Origin of the sequence: Bacillus sp. 196mf (assembly GCF_003217275.1) — a bacterium.
Lineage (GTDB): Bacteria > Bacillota > Bacilli > Bacillales > Bacillaceae_G > Bacillus_A > Bacillus_A thuringiensis_S.
The window spans coordinates 358757-382439 of sequence record NZ_QJTG01000001.1 but is presented as its reverse complement, the minus strand read 5'-3'; the positions used below and the strand labels follow the sequence as shown (position 1 = coordinate 382439).

Here is a 23683-nt window from a genome sequence, read left to right as displayed (position 1 = left end):
CGTTTATTTCACCTCCGCAGTTTCTTGCTGTACAAATGTAACTGTGCCGTTATCAAGTGATGCAATTTCTGCTAGTGATTCAACACGAACGCCTTGTTCACGAAGCTTCTTTCCTCCATCTTGAAATGCTTTTTCAATAACAATTCCAATTCCTGCAATACTTGCTCCTGCTTGCTCTACCAAACTCATTAAACCTAAAGCAGCCTGACCGTTTGCTAAAAAGTCATCGATGATTAGCACGCGATCATTTTCATCAATATGATTTCGAGATAATGAAATTTCATTTGTTTCTTGTTTTGTAAATGAATATACGTTTGCAACGTACATATTATCTTGTAACGTTAACGATTTACGTTTTCGTGCAAAAATTACTTTTACACCAAGCTCTAATGCAGCCATAACCGCGGGTGCAATGCCTGAAGATTCAATCGTCACGATTTTTGTAATGTTCTCTTCTTTAAAACGTTTGGCAAATTCTTTTCCGATTTCTTGCATAAGTACTGGATCAATTTGGTGATTTAAAAATGCATCCACCTTTAATACATCACCAGATAAAACCTTTCCTTCGTTCAAAATCTTTTCTTGTAATACTTTCATGTTTGTTCCCCCTCTTATGCAATAAAAAAACTCCAAAAGCCGCCACCACTCGTTACAAGTGAGAGACGCGCTTTTGGAGTTTCGCAAAAAAAGAATGCTAAACAAGCAATTATATTCGTCCTCACTCATAGTCAAAGTATTTACGGTACTTCGGTAGAAACTTGCAGGCCATATCCCCGCGATTATATGAGTGTAGCTAACTATTTATTTTATAGAAGGATTATAACGCACTTTTTATACTTTGAAAAGCATTTATCGAAAAAACACGTACGAATTTTTAAAAACTACTATTTTCGTTCGAGTTTTGTAAACTCTTTCATTTCCAATTACAACTTCGTTAAAATGATTGGCCCATCTTTTGTAATCGCAAGTGTATGCTCATATTGAGCTGATAATTTCCCATCCATCGTTCGTGCAGTCCACCCATTTAAATCTACTTTCGAATATCGCATACCTACATTGACAATCGGCTCAATCGTAATCACCATTCCTTCTTGTAACTGAGGTCCTTGTCCTTGTTTCCCAAAATGAAAAATTGCTGGTTCTTCATGAATCTCTTTACCGATTCCATGTCCCGTAAAGTCTCTTGCGACAGAAAAACCTTCATTTGTTACATAACTTTCAATTGCATAGCCAATGTCTCCTACATGATTACCGATTACCGCCTGATCAACCCCTTTATATAAAGCATTCTCAGCTACTAGCAACAACTTTTCTGCTTCATCAGAAACTTTTCCAACTCTATACGTCCAAGCAGAATCTGAAAGACCCCCATTTAAGTTTACTACCATGTCAATTGTTACAATATCACCCTCAGTTAAAGGAACATCGGCCGGAAACGCATGACACATTTCATCGTTTACAGATGCACATATCGCATATGGATAACCATTGTAATCTTTCTGTTCAGATGTGGCACCATGCTTTTTTAAATACATTTCAACAAACGTATTAATCTCTTGCGTCGTTATACCTGGCTTTATCATTTTCGCAATTTCTTTATGACATGAAGCAAGTAATTTTCCAGATTCATGCATCAAATCTATTTCATTTTTCGTTTTAATTGTAATCATACTACCTCTACCTTTCCTTGCTAAACCTACTATTCGCTACTAAACTTCTATCATACACATCCTTTACCAAAATTTCAAAACCCTCAATTACAACAAGTAAAAAAATATGTATCATATATTTCTAAATCAAAATAAAAAACAGAAGACCCCTCTGTTTTTTAATCACGTTTACATATGCAGTTCATTTTCAAAAACTCAAAACAACTACCATTTGTTTTCTGTATAAACGTTCCAACCACTTCAAATCCTGCTCTTTTATACACTTTGATTGCTCTCCTATTAAATGTCGCTACTGATAGTGTTATATAATTGCACCCGTATTTTTCTTTGCTAAAAGCTAGTCCAGCATTCACGAACTGTAAACCAAATCCATTTCCAGTTATATCAGGTCTCATTCCAAGTCCTATATCAACCGTTCCATCATTCATTTTACAAACAGTAAAAAAACCAATGAGAATGCCATTTTGCTTCACAGAAAATGTATGATCTCCTCTACTCTCACCCTGTAAAAATTCAGCTAAATCTTCTTCATCTGCCTCTATATCATAAAAAGAATATTTCCCTTCATAATGCCAGTTATACGCAATTTCCTCCGCTTCTTCTTGCTTCATTACTGTATATGTATACCCCATTCTCCCATCCCCTTTAATAAAAAGAGCTGCAATTAAGCAGCTCTTTTTTTACAACTCATAAATCGCTCTATATTTCGCTTCTAAATAATCGGCTAAGTAGTTTGCATTTAAGCCTTCACCTGTTACATCTTCTAAAATTTCAAGCGGCTTTTTCGTTTTACCATATTGGTGAATATGTTCTGTTAACCATTCACGAATCGGTGTTACGTTTCCTTCTTCTAATAATGCATCAAAGTTCGGAATGTCTTTTAACATTCTTTGCTTAAATTGCGCTGCATACATGTAACCAAGCGCATAAGATGGGAAGTATCCAAATGAGCCACCAGCCCAGTGAACATCTTGCAATACACCTTGCGCATCATTTTCCGGACGAATTCCTAAATATGCTTCCATCTTATCATTCCAAGCTGCTGGTAAGTCCTTCACTTGTAATGTACCATCAAATAATTCTTTCTCTAATTCATAACGCACCATAACATGAAGCGGGTATGTAAGCTCATCTGCTTCTATACGAATGAATGACGGCCTCGATTCGTTAATTGCATCATAAAACTCATCGACTGACATATCATCAAATTGACCATCGCTATACTCTTTTAATAAATCATAATTTTTCTTCCAGAATGATTTATTACGGCCGATAAAGTTCTCAAAGAATAATGATTGTGATTCGTGAATACCCATAGATGTACCACTGCAAAGTGGTGTACCTTCAAATTGTTCTGCAATGTTTTGTTCATATACTGCATGACCACATTCATGAATTGTTCCAAATACAGCCATACGGAAATCTTTTTCATCATAGCGTGTCGTAATACGAACATCCCCTCTATTTAATGTAATTTCGAAAGGATGTACTGTTTCATCAAGACGACCTGCTTCAAAGTCATAATTCAATTGCTTTAATAGTTCTAATGTAAAGTTCTTTTGTTTTTCTTTTGAAAACTGTTCCGATAAAGCACTTGTTTTTAATCCTTTTTTAGACTCAGAGATTTCTTTTACAAGCGGCACGATGCGCTCACGAAGTTGACCAAATACGTGATCTAAAACTTCTACTGTAATACCTGGCTCATACATGTCTAATAATGTATTGTATTTATATGTTTCATAACCCCAATATGTAATAAATTTCTTTTTAAATTCAACAATTTTTTCTAAGTACGGGCGGAACATTTCGAAATCAGATTTTTCGCGAGCTTCTTCCCACACACTCTCTGCTTTCGCTTCTAATTTCACATAAGCCTCATATTCAGCTTGTGGAATTTTTTTATTTCTATCATATTCTTTCCGACACTCTTCAACCATTTTCTTTGTCGTTTCAGAAAGTTTATCTTCACGTATTAAAGCTTCAAGTTCTGTTAAATAGTTTCCCATCTCATCTGAAGTCGACATAGCAAACACTTCTGACGAAAGCATACCAATTACTTCTGAACGCTGATCTACACCTTTTTTTGGTGCACCTGTTCTTAAATCCCAAAACATTAAACTTAATGCTTCTCCGTAATTCTGTATCTTCTTCACGTATGTTAAAAATTGTTTTTCTACCTCATATGTAGCAACTGTCATCGTATAAAAGCCTCCTTTTTCTACCTCAAACTTAATTCGACACGGAAACATAAATTCCTTTTATAATAGAAAAAAGCTTGGCAAGCGCCAAGCTTTCTCCTTATAATTCTTTACCTTCTACTGGCAGTACATTTTTCACAGCTGCAACTACTTTCTCATCTTCTGAATCAGATAAGAAGATTGATATAGCACCTTTATCTTCACTTGTACGAATTAAACGCCCAATTCCTTGACGAAGTCGTAAAATCATATATGGTACATCTACATCCCAGAATGGATCATTTACGTGCTTACGTTTCGCTTCAAACACAGGATCGTTTGGAGGGAATGGTAATGACCAAATAATAACGTGTGATAATGATGAACCAGGAATATCTAAACCTTCCCATAAATGAACCGCACAAAGTACAGTCTCTTCTTCATTTTGGAAACGAGAAACGAGCTGGCTAATTTCCTGATCTCCTTCATATAAGAACGGAACCGACATTTGCTCCTTACTTACATACTCTTTGAACGCTGCAAGCTCTTGCGTTGTACGGAATAATACAAGCGTACGTCCATTTGTTTTTTGTATATTTTCAAGTGTATATTGACACTTTCTTTCCCATTCATTTTCTTTCGTATGCGATAGTAAGTTTACTGCCATTTGCTCTTCGTAATCAAACGGTGAAGCAACTGAGAATGATAAGTAATCTTTTACCCCTAGGCTATTAGCTGTAAACGCGAATGAATCATTGTTCGATAATGTCGCAGAAGAGAAAATATACGGTATTTTCTTCGAGAACACTTTCTCTTGTAATACTTCTTCAACTGCACGCGGCATAATCACTAACGTGAAGGCACCATCACCTTCTTCACCCCAAGTAATTACATTTTTCTCGTGCATGAACAGACGAAGTGAATGTTCTAATACATCTAAATGCTCATCAACAATATTTAAATCATACGTGTTTACTGTATGCATTTCACTTTCGAATACTAATGCATCTCCAACTTCACCGATTTTTGCATAAAGTCGTTTCGCTTCAGCTGTTACTTTTTCTGTCACAGTAATTTCTAAACGATCAGAACCAGCAATTTCTTTTTTGTTTTCTTGTAACACATCAAAGAATCGCTCTGTTTGCCAAATTGTTTCTTCTACTAAATGTGCAAACTCCTCACGAATATCGTTTTGTAGCAATCTCGTTAAAAGTTGCTCCATCATCGTTTGCTTTAAACGGTATGTTAAAGCTTTTTGAGCTGCATATTCTACTAGATGTCCTTCATCGAATACAACGCAGCTACTTTCTGGTAATAACGGAATTTGCCCTTCACGCTTACGAGCATCGTACGTCCAAATATGATCCATATAGAAATCTTGAGAACAAATAATTAAATCTGCTGCTTTACGATAATGTTCACGAGAAAGAGTTTGTCCACAACGATGACGAGAATCACAAGTAAAGCAATCTTGGAAGTAATCCCAATTTACTTTTGACCATTCTTCGTCATTTAAAAGTGGAAATTCTTTTCTGTCACCATAGTGAGTAAAGTTTTGCATCGTACCATGATCGAATACAAACTGTGGTAACTCGTAATATACGTCTTCAATTACTTCTGGAGCTCGTCCACTCATAACATCTTCAAGTTTACGTAAGCATAAATAATTATCCATTGATTTTGCAAGCCTTACATCAACAGATAGTCCTAATGCTTCAGATAACTTAGCGATGTCCCCTTCTTCTTTTACAAGCTGCTCAATTAACGTTTCATCTGCACAAGCAATAATAGCTGGTTTCCCAGTATAACGCGCGTAACAAATTGCATATAGAAGATATACAATTGTTTTCCCTGTTCCTACACCAGCTTCTGCGAACATAACTTTCTTTTCTTGAAAAGCGCGTTCTAACTGAAACGCCATAAAAATTTGTTCATCACGCTCTTCAAAGCCTTTTTCCGGAAGGATGTCGTAAAACACATCTCCAATCCACTCATTCAACTTATCATAAAAATTATCTTGTTTTCCTACTTCAAATGGTAATCTCTTCTCAGTAAACATCCTTAGCCTCCAACCAAAAAGTTTTTCTATAAAAAGATAATAGCAACTGCTACGCATATGTATGCATTTGCTTTCCCCTGTTGCAATACATAGAAATTCACGAAAAAAAATTTTCCTTTCGAAAAAGGAAAATTTTCTTCTATATTAATGACTTTAAATACCGTTTATCAATCGCTGTTTCATGTGAAAGAGCTGACAAATATTCTTCTTGTGCTTTTTGTATTTCATCTACAATCGCACCTTGACTATCCACTTCTTTTCCGAGCTCATCATACGTACGGTGAATAGCTTTTTGAATCATTGATAATTGGAAATTATCCATATCACTTCCTCCTTTACGCATTACATAATAGCCAGTATATGCGCGCTGGAGGAGTTTTATACTATGAATTACGCGGTGGACGTTTTCCGAAGTATTGGTAGTAATCTGTACGGATAAATCCGTTAAACAGTTTACGCTTCTTCGACGCATCTTTTCCGTAACACTTCTCAAATGCTTCGTAGCTTGTTAATACATACGCTGACCATGTATCTAACGGGCGGAATACTTGTCCCATTTCTTTATACAGTTGTTCAACGAGTGCTTTTTCACTTAAACGTTCTCCGTATGGAGGATTCGTTACAACGTAGCCATAATCCTCTTTTGTTGTGAAATCTTTTACTTGCATTTGTTTAAATGTAATTAAATCGCCTAAGCCCACTTCTTCTGCGTTATCTTGAGCAACTCGAATCATACGATGATCAATATCTGATCCAATGATTTGTAATCGTTGATCATAGTTCGCTAAATCTTCAGCTTCTTGACGAGCTTCACGCCAGTTTTGTTTACCTACCCAGCCCCACTCGTCAGATGCGAAACCACGGTTAAATCCTGGTGCAATGTTTTGTCCAATTAATGCTGCTTCAATTGGAATTGTACCTGATCCACAGAATGGATCAACAAATGGACGATCTGGCTTCCAGTTTGTTAATTTAATTAAAGACGCAGCTAATGTTTCTTTTAACGGAGCTTCCCCTTGATCCATACGGTATCCACGTTTATGAAGTCCAACACCACTCGCATCAATTGTTAATGTTGCAATATCCTTGAGCATTGCAATCTCGATACGGAATAACGGACCGTCTTCTTCAAACCAAGTTGTACGTTTATATGTTGTTTTTAATTTTTCAACGACAGCTTTTTTAACGATACGTTGGCAATCCGAAACACTGAATAATTCAGATTTTAAAGATTTACCGATAACAGGGAACTCGCCATTCTCTGGAATATAATCTCCCCAGTTTAATGCTTTCGTTTTTTCAAATAGCTCATCAAATGTTGTTGCTTTAAATTCGCCAACTTTAATTTTTACACGGTCCGCAGTGCGTAACCATAAATTCGTGCGACAAATCGCCTTTTCATCTGCTTCAAATGTTACTTTGCTGTTTTCTACTTGACATTCATAACCAAGATCGCGAACTTCTCGGGCAACTAACGCTTCAATACCCATTGCCGCTGTTGCAATTAAAGTAACTTTTCCCATTTGCATTCACCTCTTATGTATATTCAAACAATAATTAATAGCAATTGGTCCTATTAATCATTACATTTTACGAAAAATTTTCTCATTAACCATTTTAACTCATACTTTATAACTTCATACAAATAAAAAGCCCTCCTCTAACAAAGGAGAGCTGAGTTATTTCATAGTTGGTTCATAACGTTCTGTAAGCCATGTTCTGTTCCTTTGTACTACAAACGGCCCACGCCTCGTACTCCGGTGGCAATCATCTATCTACAGGTTATAAAACCTGTCCTTTCCCGTCGTTCATTTCCTTGGAAAAGATTCCCCTACCATTATTTGGGTTTCTCGCTCGTGGGGTTTACCTCGTTCCACTCCTATCATTTCTTCAAGGACTTCGTCACTGTGGCACTTTAAAGGTAGTCAAACCGTATCCGAAAGGACTTAGGTTTTTTCCCTGCCGTTAAACCAGCCTTACAGCCAGAATACCCTAGCTTATGAATTGGCTAGGCACGAACACTACAGCCATCTCAGGCCGTGCGAGCATGGACTTTCCTCTACAACGTTGGCGTTGCAGCGATTACCCAAACGTTATGACATCCATTAGTATAGTGGAAACAAAAAGATTTTGCAACGTTTTTTTCTATGTAAAACGCTTAAACCTTTTCCCACCTTACATCATTCGTATAACTTACTTCCAAATACAGCTTTTTCTAAGTTAGATAAGCGTTTTAAAATATCCGTATTCGTGTTGTTATAAACCGGTTGTGCAACTGGTGTTTGTACAGGTTGTTGTGGAACTTGCGTTACTGCTAGTTTTTGTTCCTCTAATTCACGCTTTAAACGAGCATTTTGTTGCTTTAATTGCTCAAACTCTTTGTGGAAAGCTTCATAGTCTTTAATGATCATATCAAGAAACTTGTCTACTTCTTCTTGCTGATAACCTCTCATACCTGTTTTAAATTCTTTTTCTAAAATATCTTTCGCTGTTAATTTAATTTTATCCGAAATCATTTTCTTCACCTCAAATTTTTACCAAAACTTTCATTAACTAAATTTTTTCAGAAACAATGCTTTTTGTCAATCATATATACGAGTACTATATTACATATTACTCTGCATTATTCCACTGTTCCTCTTCTATTATATCTTGTAAATCAGAAAAAAGAATGAAATAACTGTGATAATTTTCTATTTCCCCTTTTTTCTTTGCTGCTTCTACAATATATTTGGGACTTCCTGGTTTTTCTTCATCATATACCGCTAAAAGCGCATCACTTTTTTCAATAAAAAATTGATTTTTTAATTTAAATTGTTCTGGGCTTTCATACTTCCGTTTCGTGATACTATCAACATGGTCTGCTTGAGAAAGAATAAATTCATAATATTCACGATTATCTTCTTTCCAATTTTCTTCTTGTTCTAAAAACGGAGTAAATACCGCTAATTTTAAGTCTGGATATTCTACTTGAATTTCAAAAACAACTTCAGCAGCCCATAATTCTACACCTAACTGGCCGCTTATTATAACCCACTCTAAACCATCTTCTACAAAAGTGGTTAATTTGCGGTGTAATGCCTTTTTTATACACTCCACCCCTGGATGATCATTTTTAAATATTCCAAGTTCAAATGGCTTATATCCTGTTACTGCAATAACTTTCATATCAACACTCCAATTACAAAAAAAGAACTAGCATTTCGCTAGTTCTAACATATCATTTACTTTTTAAATATTCCACCAACGTTTGGTCCGATATTTGGACCTACTGGTGATACATTGTTTGGTAAAAACGGTGATACATTTGGTCCTGGTCCAAACGGTGATACATTCGGTCCTGGCCCAAATGGAGATATTTGATGCCCGTGGTGATGATGACCATGGCCACATGGTCCACATCCACCGCCGAATCCTGGGTCGATTGGGTCCACAACATTTACATTTGAATTTGTTTGTGGGAAGAAGTTTTGGTTTTTAATTTGTTGATGATGTACATGTGTTGTATGTGTTGGGAAAATGTGTGGCACCACCGTTGTTGAAAAAGAGTGTGTTACGCATTGTTTCGTCGGATGAACGACAGGAGCAGTTGTACAAATAGGTCCTACAGGCTTATGCCCTCCAAAACAAGGATGACAATGATGCATAGTTTTTTCTCTCCTCTCTCGTTAAAAAAATCTGATTACACTTTACAGTATGAGAAAAGAGAGAAAGCCGTTTGTTATATATACCCATTTATTACAAGGAAATTTGTCTAGTCCTTTATTTCATATACAATACTTTCATAGACAACCCTTCAACATTACTTACCAAAGAAGCCTCCAACTTGTTTTACAATACCTGTCACCTGATTCATCGCATTCATCATCTGGCCAGCTGTGTTCATCATTTTATTTACATCATAGTTACCATCTGATGTTTTAAATTGAGAAACAAAACTAGAAAACTGACTTGGCTGTTGTTGCTTTTGTTTACTCTGTGTCGGATACGGTTGTTTTGGTGGATAAAACATCCCTTGTTGATTAGCATAGGGCGCTTGTGGTGGCATATAATATTGTGAATTCATATAAGGCTGCTGCTGTTGTTGATTCATGTATGGTTGCTGAGCTTGTGATTGTTGAGCTTGATTCACATAAGGTTGCTGCTGTTGTGGTTGTTGAGCCTGATTTACATAAGGTTGCTGCTGTTGTTGAGCTTGATTCATAAATGACACTTCAAACGGTTGATAATAATTTTGATTTCCATAATAAGGCTCGAAAGGATACATATTATACCGTAAATATGTATCCGTATTATATTGGTACATATTTTGCTGTGCATATGGATACGTTTGCTGATATACGTTAGATTGTTGAAACATGCATTCTCTCCTCCTTTACATAAGTTTCTACATATATAATATGTACCTATAAAATAATATGTGTGATGGAGTATCTGTCTATTTTTGTCGGAAGTTTAAATTTTTAAAAAATTAAAAAAGAAAACCCTTCCATGCTATGATAATTAAGAAGAAGATTCTCATGGGGGAGGAATCAACATGGTATTAGGGGATTTAAAACAAGCGTTTTCTCAAAAAAAGGGGTATTGCACAGAGAATGCAAATGAATTATTAGACTTTGCGAGACATTGGTATCTCGAAGGAAAAATATGCATATCAGATTATCGAACATTAATAAAAGAATTAGAAATAAACGGCGCAACAAAACCTACAACAATGACAGAAGCATAAAAATAACAAGAGGGTTCTCCCTCTTGTTATTTACATTGCTCAACTATATTTTGCAAAGTATACGAAACGGCTTGGTGTGTTTCAAAGAATCGTTTACCTTTACCTTTATTTACAAAGCATTGTAACACATTCGTTTGTAAATTATCGTATACTTGATCAATTTGCTGTACATGTATATACTTTGGCTTTTCTTCTTTAATCCACGTATAAGCTAATTCTTTCCACTTCTCTAATTCCTCATCTACCATATCTACAAACGGTTTCATATCCTTATAAAAATTGTATTCAATCAGTTCTCTTTTTTTTACATTCGCTTCATTATTATACTGCATGAGTTTTTCTGAAGACTGTATTAATGCTTCATTCTTCATTTCTTTCCCACCTTATTATGCACTCACTACGACGTTTTGAAATGTCTTTACCCAATTCCCTTTTTCTTCGTGATGCACTAATTTATTTTCCATATGTTCAATATGCATTTCTGTTATTTCTATCTTATTGCATATTTTTTCACTCGCATCCTTTAATGCATGATTCATTCTAATCCCTATATTCATTTCCAGCAAATCGAGAGAACTTAACATTTGATCCATTTTTTTCATTACATCTTCCTTCTGAACCATCGCCATATACAAAACGCCTCCTTCTTTGCTTTTCCTTTGTCATGTAATTTCGCCGAATGATTCACCACTCCTGCCCACATGACAAAACTAGTTGTTATTCGTCAAAGAAATCATTTCGTATGTCATTTATAGAAATGGTAACAATACAAAAAGGAGGTGTATTACAATGGCAAAGAACAAAAATGAAAAAAAGAAAAACCAAAACAAACAACAAAATAAACCTGAGACTGGCAATCCAAAGCTAGATGGTCCAAACTTCCCTGCTACATAAAGCGAGACTTTATTACGAACAGGTAGATTTCAAATCATCCTTAATCTCCTACTAGCATTACGTTTTGAAATTAAAGTTGTAGCACGCATAGCAGGATTGTTTCAAATTAAGAAGTCCCGTCTTCAAAATGGAAGACGGGACTTCTTTTTTATTATATCATGAACTCATCCATCCTTTTAGCAAAACGATTTACGATAGATAGCCTATAGATTTGTTCTCTCTTTCTTCTATACCATTCTGTTATATTAACTTCCTCTTTAGGTTCTTCAAGTACAAATAGCACATTCATTTTCATATTTGCACAAAACCAATCTCTCATTTTTATTTCTTCATGTAAAATAACAGGATAAATATCTCTAAGTGTTGGCGTATAAGACTTTCGAGTTTCCTGTGCGTAAACTTCATAATCTTCTCTAGACCCAGTATGTGTAGTTTGCAATGCAAACTTATAAAACGAACCATTATAAATTGGATGAAACAATAACCATGCTAATCTTTTTCCTAGTTCTATACGCTGTTGTAACGTTTCAAATTGATAAACCGAAAATCCATACATCCTCCCTTCAATTGTTGGGAAGATAACTGCACTAATATGAAATCTTTCTTGTACTTTAAAAAGTGCAGTATGGAATACATGTTTTTTAAAATATGTGTTCTCAATGACTGGTTTTTGAATTTTATTTTGTTCATTTATAATAAGCGCCGTCATAAGCCTATTCATATCTCTTCTTTCCCAGAAAAGTAACCATTCTTTTTCCATAAAAATTGATACGCTGAAATATTGCAACAAATGAAAGAGAGGTGCCCGTCTCTTCTTACTTTCCTCATACAATAATAGCTGAGGAAATGCATCTAAGAAAATAATCCAATTAGCTTGTTCGTACAGAAGAAATAAATGTTTTTTTACCGTTTCAGGTAATACAGTGGCATAATATCTCCCTTCTAAATCAGTCATATTCCATCCCGCATTTCTCGAAACCATACTCGCTAAAAAGGCCCACCTGATTTCACTATTTCTTAAATAATATTCTTGATAAGATTGTGTCCGAGAAATATTGTCCACATTAGCTATTTCTGTTTTCTTTTTAATATTGCGAATGATCGCTTTTTCTTTCTCTGTACAAAAATTTTTTTCTCGATTTTGTTTAATTTTCATATAATCATTCCATGTAAACATAAATAAGTCATCATACCTTTCATCAAAAAGGTCACATCTTTTTTCATTTTTTGATATAATCACCTTTGTAAGTAATTCTTAGCAAGTTGGGAGTGGACACACTATGACCATTCGTTACCCAAATGGAAAAAGGTATAATCAAGCTTCACAACCTCAAAAAACACCTATAAAAACACATACTTATAGTAATAGAGGTATGTCCCTTGAAGAGGAATTGAATGAAACAAATCAATATTACTTAACCCATAATATTGCATGTGTACATAAAAAGCCTACACCTCTTCAAATTGTAAAAGTAGATTACCCCGCTCGAAGTGCTGCAGTGGTAAAAGAAGCGTATTTTAAACAACCTTCTACGACAGATTACAACGGTGTATACAAAGGGAAATACATCGATTTTGAAGCAAAGGAAACAAAAAATAAAACTAGTTTCCCACTTCAAAACTTCCACCTTCATCAAATAGAACATATGAAGCAAGTGGTTGCTCATAATGGAATTGCATTTGTCATTATTAAATTTACACTTTTTGATGAATTTTATTTATTAGATGCAAAACATATTATTGCATTTTGGAATCGTCAAAATACAGGTGGACGCAAGTCGATTACGAAAGAAGAAATAGAAGAGCATGGATCCTTATTATCATGCGGTTATCACCCTCGGATTGACTATATCCGTGTACTAGACACGGTTTATTTTTCGTGATAGAGTCATCACTAAGGCTCTTTTTTCGACTTTTGGGGGAGAGAATGAAAGGTAGGAGAAAGTATAATGTCAGATAATTATCGTTCTCGTACAGAACGAAATCATGTAAAAAATCAAGAGAAAAAAACAAATAAAGAAGAAAAACCAAAGAAAAAAGGCTCCTTTTTCAAGAAATTCCTTATAGGTTGTCTACTTCTTGGTATCGTTGGTCTTGTAGCCGGCGTTTCCGCTTTCTTTGTTATGGTAAAGGACGCTCCAAAATTAGATAAATCCAAACTTGTTAATCCTTTATCAACAAAGTTTCTTGATAAAAACGGAAATTTCTTCTATGAATACGGTGCTGAAAAACGAACGCATGTTACTTATGATCAAATTCCAAAAGTAGTTGAAAATGCATTCCTTGCAACTGAGGATTCGCGTTTCTATGATCATAATGGAATTGACTTTAAACGAACTACAAAAGCAGTTATGGAAAATGTCACTGGTGGTTTCGGTTCCCAAGGTGGTAGTACGATTACACAGCAAGTCGTTAAGAACTATTTTCTAACGATGGATAAAACCGCTAAGAGAAAAGTACAAGAATGGTACTTATCTTATAAATTAGAGCAACAATACTCTAAACATGAGATTTTAGAAATGTACTTAAATAAGATTAATTTAGGTAACCGTTCATATGGTATTGCGACAGCAGCGCAAAAATATTATGGTAAAGATTTAAAAGACTTGCAATTACATGAAGCTGCTATGCTCGCTGGTTTACCCCAAGGTCCAAACATTTATGATCCAACAAAAAAGGAAAATGTTGAACGAGCAACAAATCGTCGTAATGTCGTATTGTCATTAATGAATCGACATGGTTATATAACAAAAGAAGAAATGAATAACGCCGTTAAGATCCCAGTAACAGAGGGCCTTCAACCGTCTTCAGAAGTAACTGAGATGAAGTATCAAGCATTTTTAGATGCGGTTGTAACAGAAGTTGAAAAAGAATATCCTGATGTAAATATCGGTTCAGATGGTTTAACGATTCATACAACACTTGATCAAGATGCTCAAGATTACGCTGAAAAAATTATGGATGGAAATCTTATTAAGTATCCAAACGATCAATTCCAAGGATCATTCGTATTTATGGATACACAATCTGGAGAAGTTCGAGCAATTGGTGCTGGACGTAAAGAAAATAAGTCCACTTTCAAAGGTCATAATATGGCAACTAATTTAAAACGCCAAGTTGGTTCAACAATGAAACCTATTTTCGACTACGGTCCAGCGATTGAGAATCTTCAGTGGTCTACTTATCATCAATTAAATGACTCTGAATATACTTATTCTGATGGCACAAAGATTAAAAATGCTACAGGAAGTTTTAAAGGTGACGTTTCACTTCGTGAAGCATTGAAGAAGTCATTAAACATTCCGGCTTTAAAAACAGCTCAAACAGTTGGGCTTAATAAATCAAAAGAGTTTGCTGAAGGTTTAGGCATGACATTTGAAGATGGAGTACATGAATCTACTGCAATTGGTAGTAACGATAGTTCTCCATTAGCAGTAGCAGGTGCATATGCAACGTTTGGTAATAACGGCGTGTATAATAAACCTCATTTCGTAAAAGAAGTAATCTTCCCGGACGGGAAAAAGAAAAGCTTTAAACCGAAGGAACAACGTGCTATGCAAGACTACACAGCTTACATGGTAACTGACGTTCTTCGTGACGTAGTAAAACCTGGTTCTGGTGGTACAGGACCAACAGCATATGTTTCAGGTGTTGACGTAGCAGGTAAAACTGGAACGCAAAACTTTGATGCAAAAGATTTAAAGAAATACGGCATTCCAGCTGATGCAAACAGGGATAGCTGGTTCGCTGGATATACACCACAATATACGATGGCTGTATGGACGGGTTACGTAAAGAACGGTCCAGAAAACTACATTAGTGATCGTTATACTAAAATTGCACAGCAAATGTTCCAAGTAATGATGAGCAAATTCGCTACAGATAAATCACGCTTTGAACGTCCTTCTTCTGTTCAAGAAATAAACGGAGAACTATACGTAAAAGGTGCGAAAAAAGATGCAATTAAAGAAATTAAAGTAGATGCCCCTAGTGGTCTGAATGTCACTTTCGATGGCGCTAGCACAGTTACACTAAACTGGTCTGGACCAGCAGAAGTTGATGCATATGCAGCCAGCTATAAAGCAACTGACGGTTCAAGTGGTAGCCTATCAATAAGTGGTACGACAGCTACTCTTGGTGGTATTAAACCAGGTGTTACTTACAGCTTCTCTGTAGTAGCGAAAAAAGGCACTGGCACAAGCCCAGCAGTTGGTGCATCCTTCACTGCGCCTGGCGGAACTCCAGATGCGAAAAAAGCTGAAGAAGAGGCTAAGAAAAAGGCCGATGAAGAAGCTAAGAAAAAAGCTGATGAGGAAGCCCAGAAAAAGGCTAATGAAGATAAAGTAAAACAAGACGAAGCTAAGAAAAAAGCTGAAGAAGAGGCTAAGAAACAACAAGAACAGCAACAAGAACAGCAACAAGAACAACAACGTAAACAGCAAGAAGAAGCTCAAAAGAAAGCTGATGAGGAAGCTAGAAGAAAAGCTGAAGAAGAAGCTAAGAAAAAAGCTGAAGAAGAAGCTAAGAAGAAAGCTGAAGAAGAGGCCAAGAAAAAAGCTGAAGAAGAAGCTAAGAAACAACAAGAACAGCAACAGCAAAATACCGGAGGAGATACACCTCACGCAGACGGTACTGTTATTACAACAGAGTCCTAATAAACAAAAAAGAAGTCCGTTTTTCTTAACGAGAAGCGGACTTCTTTTTTGTTATCATTTTCTTTACATATAGCTTTTCTATTTCGATATACAACTGCGCTAATTGAATATAAGAATGATAATTACTCGGTTTCTTTATTATGAATGAATATCTTTCCATAAAATTAACAGGTTGCACTTTTAATTTATTCGTATTTATTTGCATTTCATTCAAACTATGAACAGGTTGCTCATTTAGCCAATAGACAACCGATAACAAGTGAGCTGCAAAAAGAATCATTGGCCCCTCAGCCTCTTGCTTATTTCTATTTCGAAACAGTATAGCAATGTCTTCATGCTTATTTTTCCATACATTCAACATCGCTGGAATACTGTTTTCAATTTCCTTCCATGGCTCATACTGTCTTTCAATATCAAATATAAAGTAAGTATTTTGTATTATTTCTTCAAAAGACTCGTCTGTATGATACTCAATTGAATTTACGCTTTCTTTAAAAAATGGTAAGCAGTGAAATTCTTTCGGTATTTCTATAACTCGCTCCATCCCTTATTTCACCTTCATTCGCTTCTTTCCTTCACGACATACTTCTAACAGTCTGCACTCCTCACATTGCGGTCGTTGTGCTTTACAATGATAACGTCCAAAGAAAATCATACGATGATGCGTGACCCCCCACTCATCCATCGGTACTTTCTTCATTAACGTTTTTTCTACTTCTAACACAGAATCTTTCCATCTACAAATCGCTAATCGTTTACTCACTCGCTCCACATGTGTATCAACAGCAATTGCAGGAATCCCAAACGCTACGGAAACTACAACATTCGCTGTTTTCCTTCCTACACCGGGTAATTTCGTAAGTTCATCTCGATCGCTCGGTACCTCCCCATTATAGTCATCTAATAACATTCGGCATAATTTTTGAATGTTTTTTGCTTTATTTCTATACAATCCGATAGAGCGTATATCTTGTTGTAATTCTTCTAGAGAAACACTTAAATAATCTTCTGGTGTTTTATATTTTTGAAATAAATTTCTTGTCACTTTATTTACAAGTACATCTGTACATTGTGCAGATAACGCCACCGCGATTACAAGTTCAAATGGATTATCATGAACCAATTCACAATGCGCTTCTGGATACATATCCGCCATTGTGTCTAAACAATAACGGATTTGCGTTTTGTTAAGCATATTTCTCCTCCTATATTACTGCTCCAACCAATTATAAAAAGGCACTTTTCCAGTAAATTTCGTCTCTTGTTTTGTCATTTGTTGTGCTCTTTGTTGATTCGCTCTAAATTTTTGACCTTGATTTTGAGCCTGATCTACCGTTTTAATTCCATTCTTTTTCCACTCAAATAAAATACGATCAATATATCGGAAATTTAGTTTCCCACTCATTACAGCTTCTCTAAGAGCTGCTTGAATTAAATTTGGATGATGTTGATCTTGGTCCTCCCACATTCCTAACGTTTCACATTCGAACGGCGAAAGTGGTCTTCCAAATTCTTTTTCAAATACTGTATATAAATTTACTTGCAGCTGTTTTTTTTCTTTTTGCTCTTCCTCTATTGATTCATCCATTAAGAAATGTAATATTTTTTCCCATAACGGTTGTAAAGAATAACTTTCGCACATCATTGCTTCTGATCTTTGTCCACCTTCTAGTGATAAAAAACCTTTTTGAATCAACGCTTGAATTACTTCCATACATTTCATTTCCGTTATCGTCATCCGTTCAGAAATCTCTGAAGGAGTCGGAAACGAATTACCTGATTCTAAAAATGTGTGTACATGAAGTACAACCATAAATTCCGTCTCATTTAAACCTAATTTTTTATAATGCATCATAAGCAATTTTGGAATTGCAATGCTTCCCTGCTCAAACCACTGTAGCATCATTTTCTTTTTCATCACCAAACACCTCGCTCTCTAGTATAACACACCTTTAGCTATTTCTTTTTGCCACAATTCGTCAAAAAAACCTCCCCATCAATAGGGAGGTTTTTTATATTACATGAATGAAATATAAAATTAAGCTTGCACTTTACTTTTCATAAATGTATGGATACGTTCTAATGCTTTCTCTACTTGTTCAAGAGATGTCGCATATGATAAACGAACATTATTTGGAGCACCAAATCCTGTACCTGGTACAAGAGCCACTTTTTCCTCTTCTAATAGAGCCTTTGCCCAATCATCAACTGTTGCATATCCTGATAAAGCTACAGCTTCTTTTACGTTAGGGAATAAGTAAAATGCACCTTGCGGTTTAATACAAGTAAAGCCAGGGATTTGAATTAATTTATCATAAATGATGTTTAATCTCTCTTCAAAGGCTTGACGCATTGTTTCCACAGGTTCTTGTGAGCCTGCATATGCCGCAATTGCGCCGTATTGAGCGATTGAAGTAGGGTTTGACGTACTATGACTCGCTAAGTTCGTCATCGCTTTAATAAGCTGCTTATTTCCTGCTGCATATCCAATACGCCATCCTGTCATAGAATGAGATTTAGATACACCATTAATAATAAGTGTTTGTTCTTTTAATGCATTAGAAAGCTGGGCAATTGAAGTATATTCTACGCCACCATAAATTAATTTTTCATAAATTTCATCAGAAACGATTAAAATATCATGTTCTAAACATACTTCTCCAAGCTGTTGTAATTCTTCTTTGCTATAAATCATTCCTGTTGGATTGCTCGGTGAATTAATAATAACTGCTTTCGTTTTCTCTGTAATTGCCTCACGCAGCTGCTTTGCTGTAATTTTGTACTCATTGTCTTCTAAACCTTCTACATAAACCGGCTTACCGCCAGCAAGCTTTACTTGCTCTGGATAGCTTACCCAGTAAGGAGTTGGAATGATAACTTCATCTCCCTCATCAAGTAATACTTGGAATAATGTATATAATGCATGCTTTGCGCCATTACATACAATAATTTCAGATGGATCATACGCAATACCTTGATCGCGAGTAAATTTCTTCACAATTTCTTGTTTTAACGATTGTAATCCACCTGTTGGTGTATACTTCGTATGCCCTTCTAACATCGCTTTATGTGCAGCATCCATAATATGCTCTGGTGTATTAAAGTCAGGTTCCCCTGCCCCTAATCCAATTACATCATGACCCTCTGCTTTTAATGCTTGTGCCTTTGCTGTAATTTCTAAAGTTGAAGACGGTGTTAAAGCAGCTACTCGCTTTGCTAATTTCATTTGTAGTTCCCCCTACATCTATTTTTCAATGCTATATCGTCTTAAAAATTTTCCATCTTTAAATTCAAGATAGTAATAACTATAACGATTGTCATCATCAATATATGTAACTTCCCATAGTGGTACATCATTTTCAAAGCCTAATTTCACTTTCATAATCTCTTTCGGCTTACTTTTTGATTCCTTACTTTCATTGCCGACTTGTTCTAATGTTCTTTGTATAGCCTCTTTTTCAGAAATACCTTCGCTCTTTTTCCTTACTACAGTATCCCCTTTTTTCTCCGGCACCCAAACGATAAGTTGTTCTCCCTTTTCATCTGTACCTTGCACGACTATATATGCAGATTTTCCGTTGTAATAATCAACAGATTTCACCTTTGTAAGCTTTGCTTTTTCTTTAGCAATTTCTACAAATTTCGACTCTTTTGGAATTTTCTTCCCCATTGCTTTATTATAAACATACGCCCCATATATTCCGCTAGCAACGATAACAATAATGATTGCAAAGATCCACTTTTTCATTGTATCACTACGTTCTGTAAATCGTAAATACAGCTGTTTCTTTATCTTTTTCGTCTAATGCTAGTCCGAACATGAGGTCCTGCTCTTTTAACGTACGATTCAAACTATCAACAATTTTATACAAATCAGACGAATATTTAATACGCGTCGTTGATAGTACTTCGATTTTCTTCTCCATGAAAAAACTCCTCCGTTACACAAAAATTTCTAATTATAGAAGAACGCAATGCGGTTACAATAAGAGTACATTCTTTACAACCCCTGCTTCATCACCCATCTATTATAGCAGGACATGTACAGCAAAAAAAGGTTTCAAGTCGAAAACCAACACATTTTGTATACAAGAAGTAAGAAAAATAAAATTCCTCCTACCCACATTTTTTACGCCTGAAGTTTATAAGTACTTCAGGCGTATTTTTCTTCCATTTTTATTCATTTGATGGTTCTTCTAATTGTACTAATAATTCTTCTAATGGTCCTTCATAAAGAGGTACGTTAGGGATCGATTGTAGAAATCGTTTTCCATAGGAAGAACTCGTCAAACGACGATCTAACACTACTACCGTTCCTGTATCTGTATTCGTTCGAATTAAGCGGCCGAATCCTTGTTTGAAACGTAATATTGCTTGTGGCAGCGCTAATTTAGCGAATACATCCTCACCTTGATTTTTTAGCCACTCACCTTTCGCTTCCATCATCGGCTGATGAGGCGGCGTAAATGGTAGACGGACAATAACAAGACAACTTAAGGCATCTCCTGGAATATCTATCCCTTCCCAGAAACTGCTCGTCCCTAATAAAATTGATTTGTCGAACTCTTGAAACTTTCGAATTAAACGGCTTCGACTTCTATTATTCACACTTTGTGTGAGTAATAAATAACCCTCTAATTCATCATTATTTTTTAAATTCGCATACGCTTCTTTTAACATTTCATACGAAGTGAATAAAACAAGCATTCTGCCCTTTGTGGCTTTCGCTATCTTTGCAATATGTTCCGATACAGATTCAATATATCGCTCATTACTTACTTGCTTAATAAAAGGTACATCCGTTGAAACCATTAATTTCATTTGTTCATCATAACGAAATGGCGATGGAACCTTTAAAGTATTTGGAGCGAAATCATGTAAACCAAGTTCCTCTTTTATATAATCAAACGTATCGTTAACTGTTAGTGTTGCGGATGTAAAAATAACACTCTTTTTTTCTGTTAAAAATTCATCAGCAAATCTTTCACCAATATGAACAGGCTGTGCATATAGAACTGTTGAATGAATCGTCCCTTTCGTTTCAGTCTCCATCCAAGTTACATACGAATTCTTTTCTAATACGAGTAACTGTAATGATTCTGCCATCTTTCTCAGCAACTCAATTAAATGCATAAATTCACCTGTTACAACATGCATCTCCCATTCTAACTTACTTTGCAATATATCCACTTGCTTCTCAAGAGCAGTTACTACCCTTCTTAATTCATATATAAAACGATTTGTTAATTCAACGATACTATCCCACAACTTACCTTTTTCTAGTTCTGCGTTATACCTATAGATGAGCGGCATATTATTCGTTCCTTGTTCTTGCTTTGTTTGTTTAAATATAAAAGTACGTAACATTTGGAAGAGTTCATCCGCATCAAACTTAAGTTCCTTCAAACTATAACTTATCATACGGAAAGTTGAACGAGATGCTTGCTCTGATTTTTTCATCATTTTATATACTTTGGAGAGTACATCTTCTGTTTCTAGCGTCCCAAGACGAGATATAACCAATTGAAAATACATACAAGAGAACTGTTCACCCAATGTTCTACTCGCACCTTCTTCAATATGGTGAGCTTCATCAAAAATAATATGTTCGCATGAAGCAAACAGCGGTTCTTCACTTGAAAAATCTTGAAATAATAACGCATGATTTGTGATAACGATATCTGCAAATAAAGCTTTATTCTTCGCTCGCTGGTAAAAACAACGACTAAACCAATTACTTTGCATACCGCCTGGACTATACGCATCACTACAAATACGATTCCAAAGTAACTTTCCGCCCTCAGGAATATTTAATTCGTCTTGATCACCCGTTTCAGTTTGCAATAGCCAAACTAAAATCTTCGCCTTCGTAAGTGCCATATCATAATTTTTTTCTTCCTCTTGTAAAGCATACTCAAATTTGTGTAAGCAAAGATAATGCTTTCTTCCTTTAAGAAGAGCTACCTCAAATGAAAATGGCATTATTTTTTGTAATAACGGTATTTCTTTTTCTAATATTTGTTGTTGGAGTTGTACCGTTTGTGTACTTATAATGACAGGTTCTTCTTTTCTCTTTGCAAAATAAAGACTAGGAAGCAAATATGCAAGAGTCTTTCCTGTTCCTGTACCGGCTTCAATTAGTGAAAAACGAGAATCTCTTAACGCCGTATATATCTCTTTCATCATCAGTTGTTGACTTTCTCTTCTTTCAAACTTTGGCATATGTGATTCCAATTTATCCATCGTTTTATTCAAGAAAGCATCAAACTTTGATGAACACGTTTCTCCAAGGTTTAAGGAATAGTTCCGCTTTTTCAGCGCAATATTTCGATGTATTTCATACTCCGCTATATCTTCTTTACCATTCATTACTTTCTTTAAAATATTTTCAGAAAGCACATCAGCTATATCACTTTGGAACACATCGCTTAATTCATAAAGCGATTGCAACGTGACAAGTGGTAACTTTTCAATTTCATTTAAAAATTGTAAAAATAATTCCGCTGTTGCAAGAGCATCACTATCCGCACGATGTGGTTGATCATGTTCTAGTTCATGCTTCTTAGCTAAATCACGTAATTTATAACTATCAGCTGTCGGCAAAAGAATTTGAGCCAATTCAACCGTGTCGATTTTAGGACAATGTATTTCTGTATATCCAGCCTGTCTTAATTCTTCATTTAAAAAATTCCAATCAAAGTGAACATTATGCGCAACGAAAGCCGCACCTTGTAATAGCTCAACAATCATCGGGGCTACATCTTGAAATAACGGGGCTTGTTTTACAAGACTTTCATCAATCCCTGTTAATTCTGTAATAAATGGTGGGATCTCTCTCTTTGGGTTAACAAAAGACGAAAAAATCTCCAATATCTCTCCATCTTCTACTACAACAGCTGCAATTTGGGTAATTTTATCCTTCCCATCTTTCCAGGAGTTCCCTGTCGTCTCTAAATCAACAACGACATAACGCTTACTCATATATGTAACACCTCAATTTCTTACCTTTCAAACAACAATAATTTATATAATGTTACTATACCACGTTTTATCTCATCTTAATGAAAAGATGCACAAAAAAGCTATCTCCGCAATGGAGATAGCCTTTCTACTTATAATATCGTACCCGCTTTTTCAGCACCTAACATTTCAATAATTTGATTATTATCGTCTAGTACTGCAATTTTGGGTTCTTGTTTATGAACCTCTTCTTCCGTAACTAGCCCATAACAAATAATAATTACTTTGTCCCCTGGTTGTACAAGCCTTGCCGCAGCACCGTTTAAACAAACAACACCACTACCGCGTTCCCCTTTAATAACGTATGTCTCTAAACGAGCACCATTATTATTATTTACAATTTGGACTTTTTCGTTTTCTACAATATTTACTGCATCCATTAAATCTTCATCAATTGTAATACTACCTACATAATTTAAATTTGCCTCCGTTACAGTTGCACGATGTAACTTTGCTCTCATCATTGTGCGAAACATAGG

The 23683-nt window shown here is 35.6% G+C and carries 26 protein-coding genes, 1 other RNA gene and 1 riboswitch; of the genes, 4 read left to right on the top strand and 23 right to left on the bottom strand.

Annotation, left to right across the window (positions count from 1 at the left end; translation table 11 throughout):
• Positions 1–3: 3 nt before the first annotated feature.
• The 12 genes from ATL10_RS02215 to ATL10_RS02160 all read right to left on the bottom strand — a co-directional run bounded on the left by ATL10_RS02215 (position 4) and on the right by ATL10_RS02160 (position 10266).
• Positions 4–597, bottom strand: coding sequence for a xanthine phosphoribosyltransferase (locus ATL10_RS02215; RefSeq protein WP_000866483.1), 594 nt, complete (start codon positions 595–597; stop codon positions 4–6).
• A 108-nt stretch (positions 598–705) separates the two neighbouring features.
• A riboswitch (purine riboswitch) is annotated at positions 706–807 on the bottom strand.
• A 116-nt stretch (positions 808–923) separates the two neighbouring features.
• The gene (locus ATL10_RS02210; RefSeq protein ID WP_044307511.1) at positions 924–1670 is read right to left on the bottom strand and encodes a type I methionyl aminopeptidase; all 747 of its coding nucleotides are present in this window, start codon (positions 1668–1670) and stop codon (positions 924–926) included.
• A gap of 158 nt (positions 1671–1828) precedes the next feature.
• Positions 1829–2302, bottom strand: coding sequence for a GNAT family N-acetyltransferase (locus ATL10_RS02205; protein ID WP_097924929.1), 474 nt, complete (start codon positions 2300–2302; stop codon positions 1829–1831).
• A 48-nt stretch (positions 2303–2350) separates the two neighbouring features.
• Entirely contained in the window at positions 2351–3868 is a 1518-nt protein-coding gene (gene ypwA / locus ATL10_RS02200) for a carboxypeptidase (RefSeq protein ID WP_097924931.1), read from the bottom strand.
• Positions 3869–3968: 100 nt separating this feature from the next.
• The gene (locus ATL10_RS02195) at positions 3969–5906 is read right to left on the bottom strand and encodes an ATP-dependent DNA helicase (RefSeq protein ID WP_000493700.1); all 1938 of its coding nucleotides are present in this window, start codon (positions 5904–5906) and stop codon (positions 3969–3971) included.
• A 139-nt stretch (positions 5907–6045) separates the two neighbouring features.
• Positions 6046–6228: a DUF3921 domain-containing protein gene (locus ATL10_RS02190; RefSeq protein ID WP_000368570.1), complete on the bottom strand. Its 183-nt coding sequence runs from the start codon at positions 6226–6228 to the stop codon at positions 6046–6048.
• Positions 6229–6289: 61 nt separating this feature from the next.
• Positions 6290–7429, bottom strand: coding sequence for a THUMP domain-containing class I SAM-dependent RNA methyltransferase (locus ATL10_RS02185; RefSeq protein WP_000521224.1), 1140 nt, complete (start codon positions 7427–7429; stop codon positions 6290–6292).
• A 180-nt stretch (positions 7430–7609) separates the two neighbouring features.
• Positions 7610–8000: RNase P RNA component class B (gene rnpB, locus ATL10_RS02180), an RNA gene on the bottom strand.
• A gap of 86 nt (positions 8001–8086) precedes the next feature.
• Positions 8087–8422, bottom strand: a complete 336-nt coding sequence (gene gpsB, locus ATL10_RS02175) for a cell division regulator GpsB (protein WP_000622431.1) — start codon at positions 8420–8422, stop codon at positions 8087–8089.
• Between the two features lie 97 nt (positions 8423–8519).
• On the bottom strand, positions 8520–9074 hold the full coding sequence (locus tag ATL10_RS02170) for an SLOG family protein (RefSeq protein ID WP_000862916.1): 555 nt from the start codon (positions 9072–9074) through the stop codon (positions 8520–8522).
• 56 nt (positions 9075–9130) lie between these two features.
• Positions 9131–9553, bottom strand: coding sequence for a CotD family spore coat protein (locus ATL10_RS02165; RefSeq protein ID WP_000546292.1), 423 nt, complete (start codon positions 9551–9553; stop codon positions 9131–9133).
• 155 nt (positions 9554–9708) lie between these two features.
• Positions 9709–10266, bottom strand: coding sequence for a YppG family protein (locus ATL10_RS02160; protein ID WP_000487718.1), 558 nt, complete (start codon positions 10264–10266; stop codon positions 9709–9711).
• Positions 10267–10443: 177 nt separating this feature from the next.
• On the opposite strand from ATL10_RS02160, the gene ATL10_RS02155 reads away from it, so the two are divergent.
• Positions 10444–10635: a YppF family protein gene (locus ATL10_RS02155; protein ID WP_000242652.1), complete on the top strand. Its 192-nt coding sequence runs from the start codon at positions 10444–10446 to the stop codon at positions 10633–10635.
• A gap of 26 nt (positions 10636–10661) precedes the next feature.
• On the opposite strand, the gene ATL10_RS02150 is transcribed toward ATL10_RS02155, so the two are convergent.
• A complete protein-coding gene (locus ATL10_RS02150; protein WP_097924935.1) occupies positions 10662–11006 on the bottom strand; it encodes a YppE family protein in 345 nt (114 codons plus the stop codon).
• A 15-nt stretch (positions 11007–11021) separates the two neighbouring features.
• Positions 11022–11264: a hypothetical protein gene (locus tag ATL10_RS02145; RefSeq protein WP_001252036.1), complete on the bottom strand. Its 243-nt coding sequence runs from the start codon at positions 11262–11264 to the stop codon at positions 11022–11024.
• Between the two features lie 85 nt (positions 11265–11349).
• Here ATL10_RS02145 and ATL10_RS32160 point away from each other — a divergent pair, with 85 nt between their 5' ends.
• Positions 11350–11529 carry a hypothetical protein gene (locus ATL10_RS32160; protein WP_001987054.1) on the top strand — a complete coding sequence of 60 codons (180 nt, stop codon included), beginning with the start codon at positions 11350–11352 and terminating at the stop codon, positions 11527–11529.
• A 151-nt stretch (positions 11530–11680) separates the two neighbouring features.
• On the opposite strand, the gene ATL10_RS02135 is transcribed toward ATL10_RS32160, so the two are convergent.
• Positions 11681–12706 (bottom strand): DUF2515 domain-containing protein, encoded by a 1026-nt coding sequence (locus ATL10_RS02135; RefSeq protein ID WP_088021956.1) that lies wholly within the window; start codon positions 12704–12706, stop codon positions 11681–11683.
• Between the two features lie 103 nt (positions 12707–12809).
• On the opposite strand from ATL10_RS02135, the gene recU reads away from it, so the two are divergent.
• On the top strand, positions 12810–13412 hold the full coding sequence (gene recU, locus ATL10_RS02130; protein WP_000155599.1) for a Holliday junction resolvase RecU: 603 nt from the start codon (positions 12810–12812) through the stop codon (positions 13410–13412).
• Between the two features lie 66 nt (positions 13413–13478).
• Complete coding sequence (locus ATL10_RS02125) at positions 13479–16184, top strand: PBP1A family penicillin-binding protein (RefSeq protein ID WP_110496354.1); 2706 nt, start codon at positions 13479–13481, stop codon at positions 16182–16184.
• Between the two features lie 25 nt (positions 16185–16209).
• On the opposite strand, the gene ATL10_RS02120 is transcribed toward ATL10_RS02125, so the two are convergent.
• The 8 genes from ATL10_RS02120 to panD all read right to left on the bottom strand — a co-directional run bounded on the left by ATL10_RS02120 (position 16210) and on the right by panD (position 23680).
• Positions 16210–16728, bottom strand: coding sequence for a YpoC family protein (locus tag ATL10_RS02120; RefSeq protein WP_029441862.1), 519 nt, complete (start codon positions 16726–16728; stop codon positions 16210–16212).
• A gap of 3 nt (positions 16729–16731) precedes the next feature.
• Positions 16732–17379 (bottom strand): endonuclease III, encoded by a 648-nt coding sequence (nth, locus tag ATL10_RS02115; RefSeq protein WP_000933035.1) that lies wholly within the window; start codon positions 17377–17379, stop codon positions 16732–16734.
• Positions 17380–17394: 15 nt separating this feature from the next.
• Positions 17395–18102, bottom strand: coding sequence for a DNA replication protein DnaD (gene dnaD / locus ATL10_RS02110; protein ID WP_000728542.1), 708 nt, complete (start codon positions 18100–18102; stop codon positions 17395–17397).
• A gap of 120 nt (positions 18103–18222) precedes the next feature.
• Entirely contained in the window at positions 18223–19410 is a 1188-nt protein-coding gene (gene aspB / locus ATL10_RS02105) for an aspartate transaminase AspB (protein ID WP_000761571.1), read from the bottom strand.
• An 18-nt stretch (positions 19411–19428) separates the two neighbouring features.
• Positions 19429–19932, bottom strand: a complete 504-nt coding sequence (locus tag ATL10_RS02100) for a cell wall elongation regulator TseB-like domain-containing protein (protein WP_000758740.1) — start codon at positions 19930–19932, stop codon at positions 19429–19431.
• 7 nt (positions 19933–19939) lie between these two features.
• Positions 19940–20110, bottom strand: a complete 171-nt coding sequence (locus ATL10_RS02095; protein WP_000412179.1) for a YpmA family protein — start codon at positions 20108–20110, stop codon at positions 19940–19942.
• A 250-nt stretch (positions 20111–20360) separates the two neighbouring features.
• Positions 20361–23165 carry an ATP-dependent DNA helicase DinG gene (gene dinG, locus ATL10_RS02090; protein ID WP_100910385.1) on the bottom strand — a complete coding sequence of 935 codons (2805 nt, stop codon included), beginning with the start codon at positions 23163–23165 and terminating at the stop codon, positions 20361–20363.
• 131 nt (positions 23166–23296) lie between these two features.
• Positions 23297–23680, bottom strand: a complete 384-nt coding sequence (gene panD, locus ATL10_RS02085; RefSeq protein ID WP_000490186.1) for an aspartate 1-decarboxylase — start codon at positions 23678–23680, stop codon at positions 23297–23299.
• Between the last annotated feature and the right edge of the window lie 3 nt (positions 23681–23683).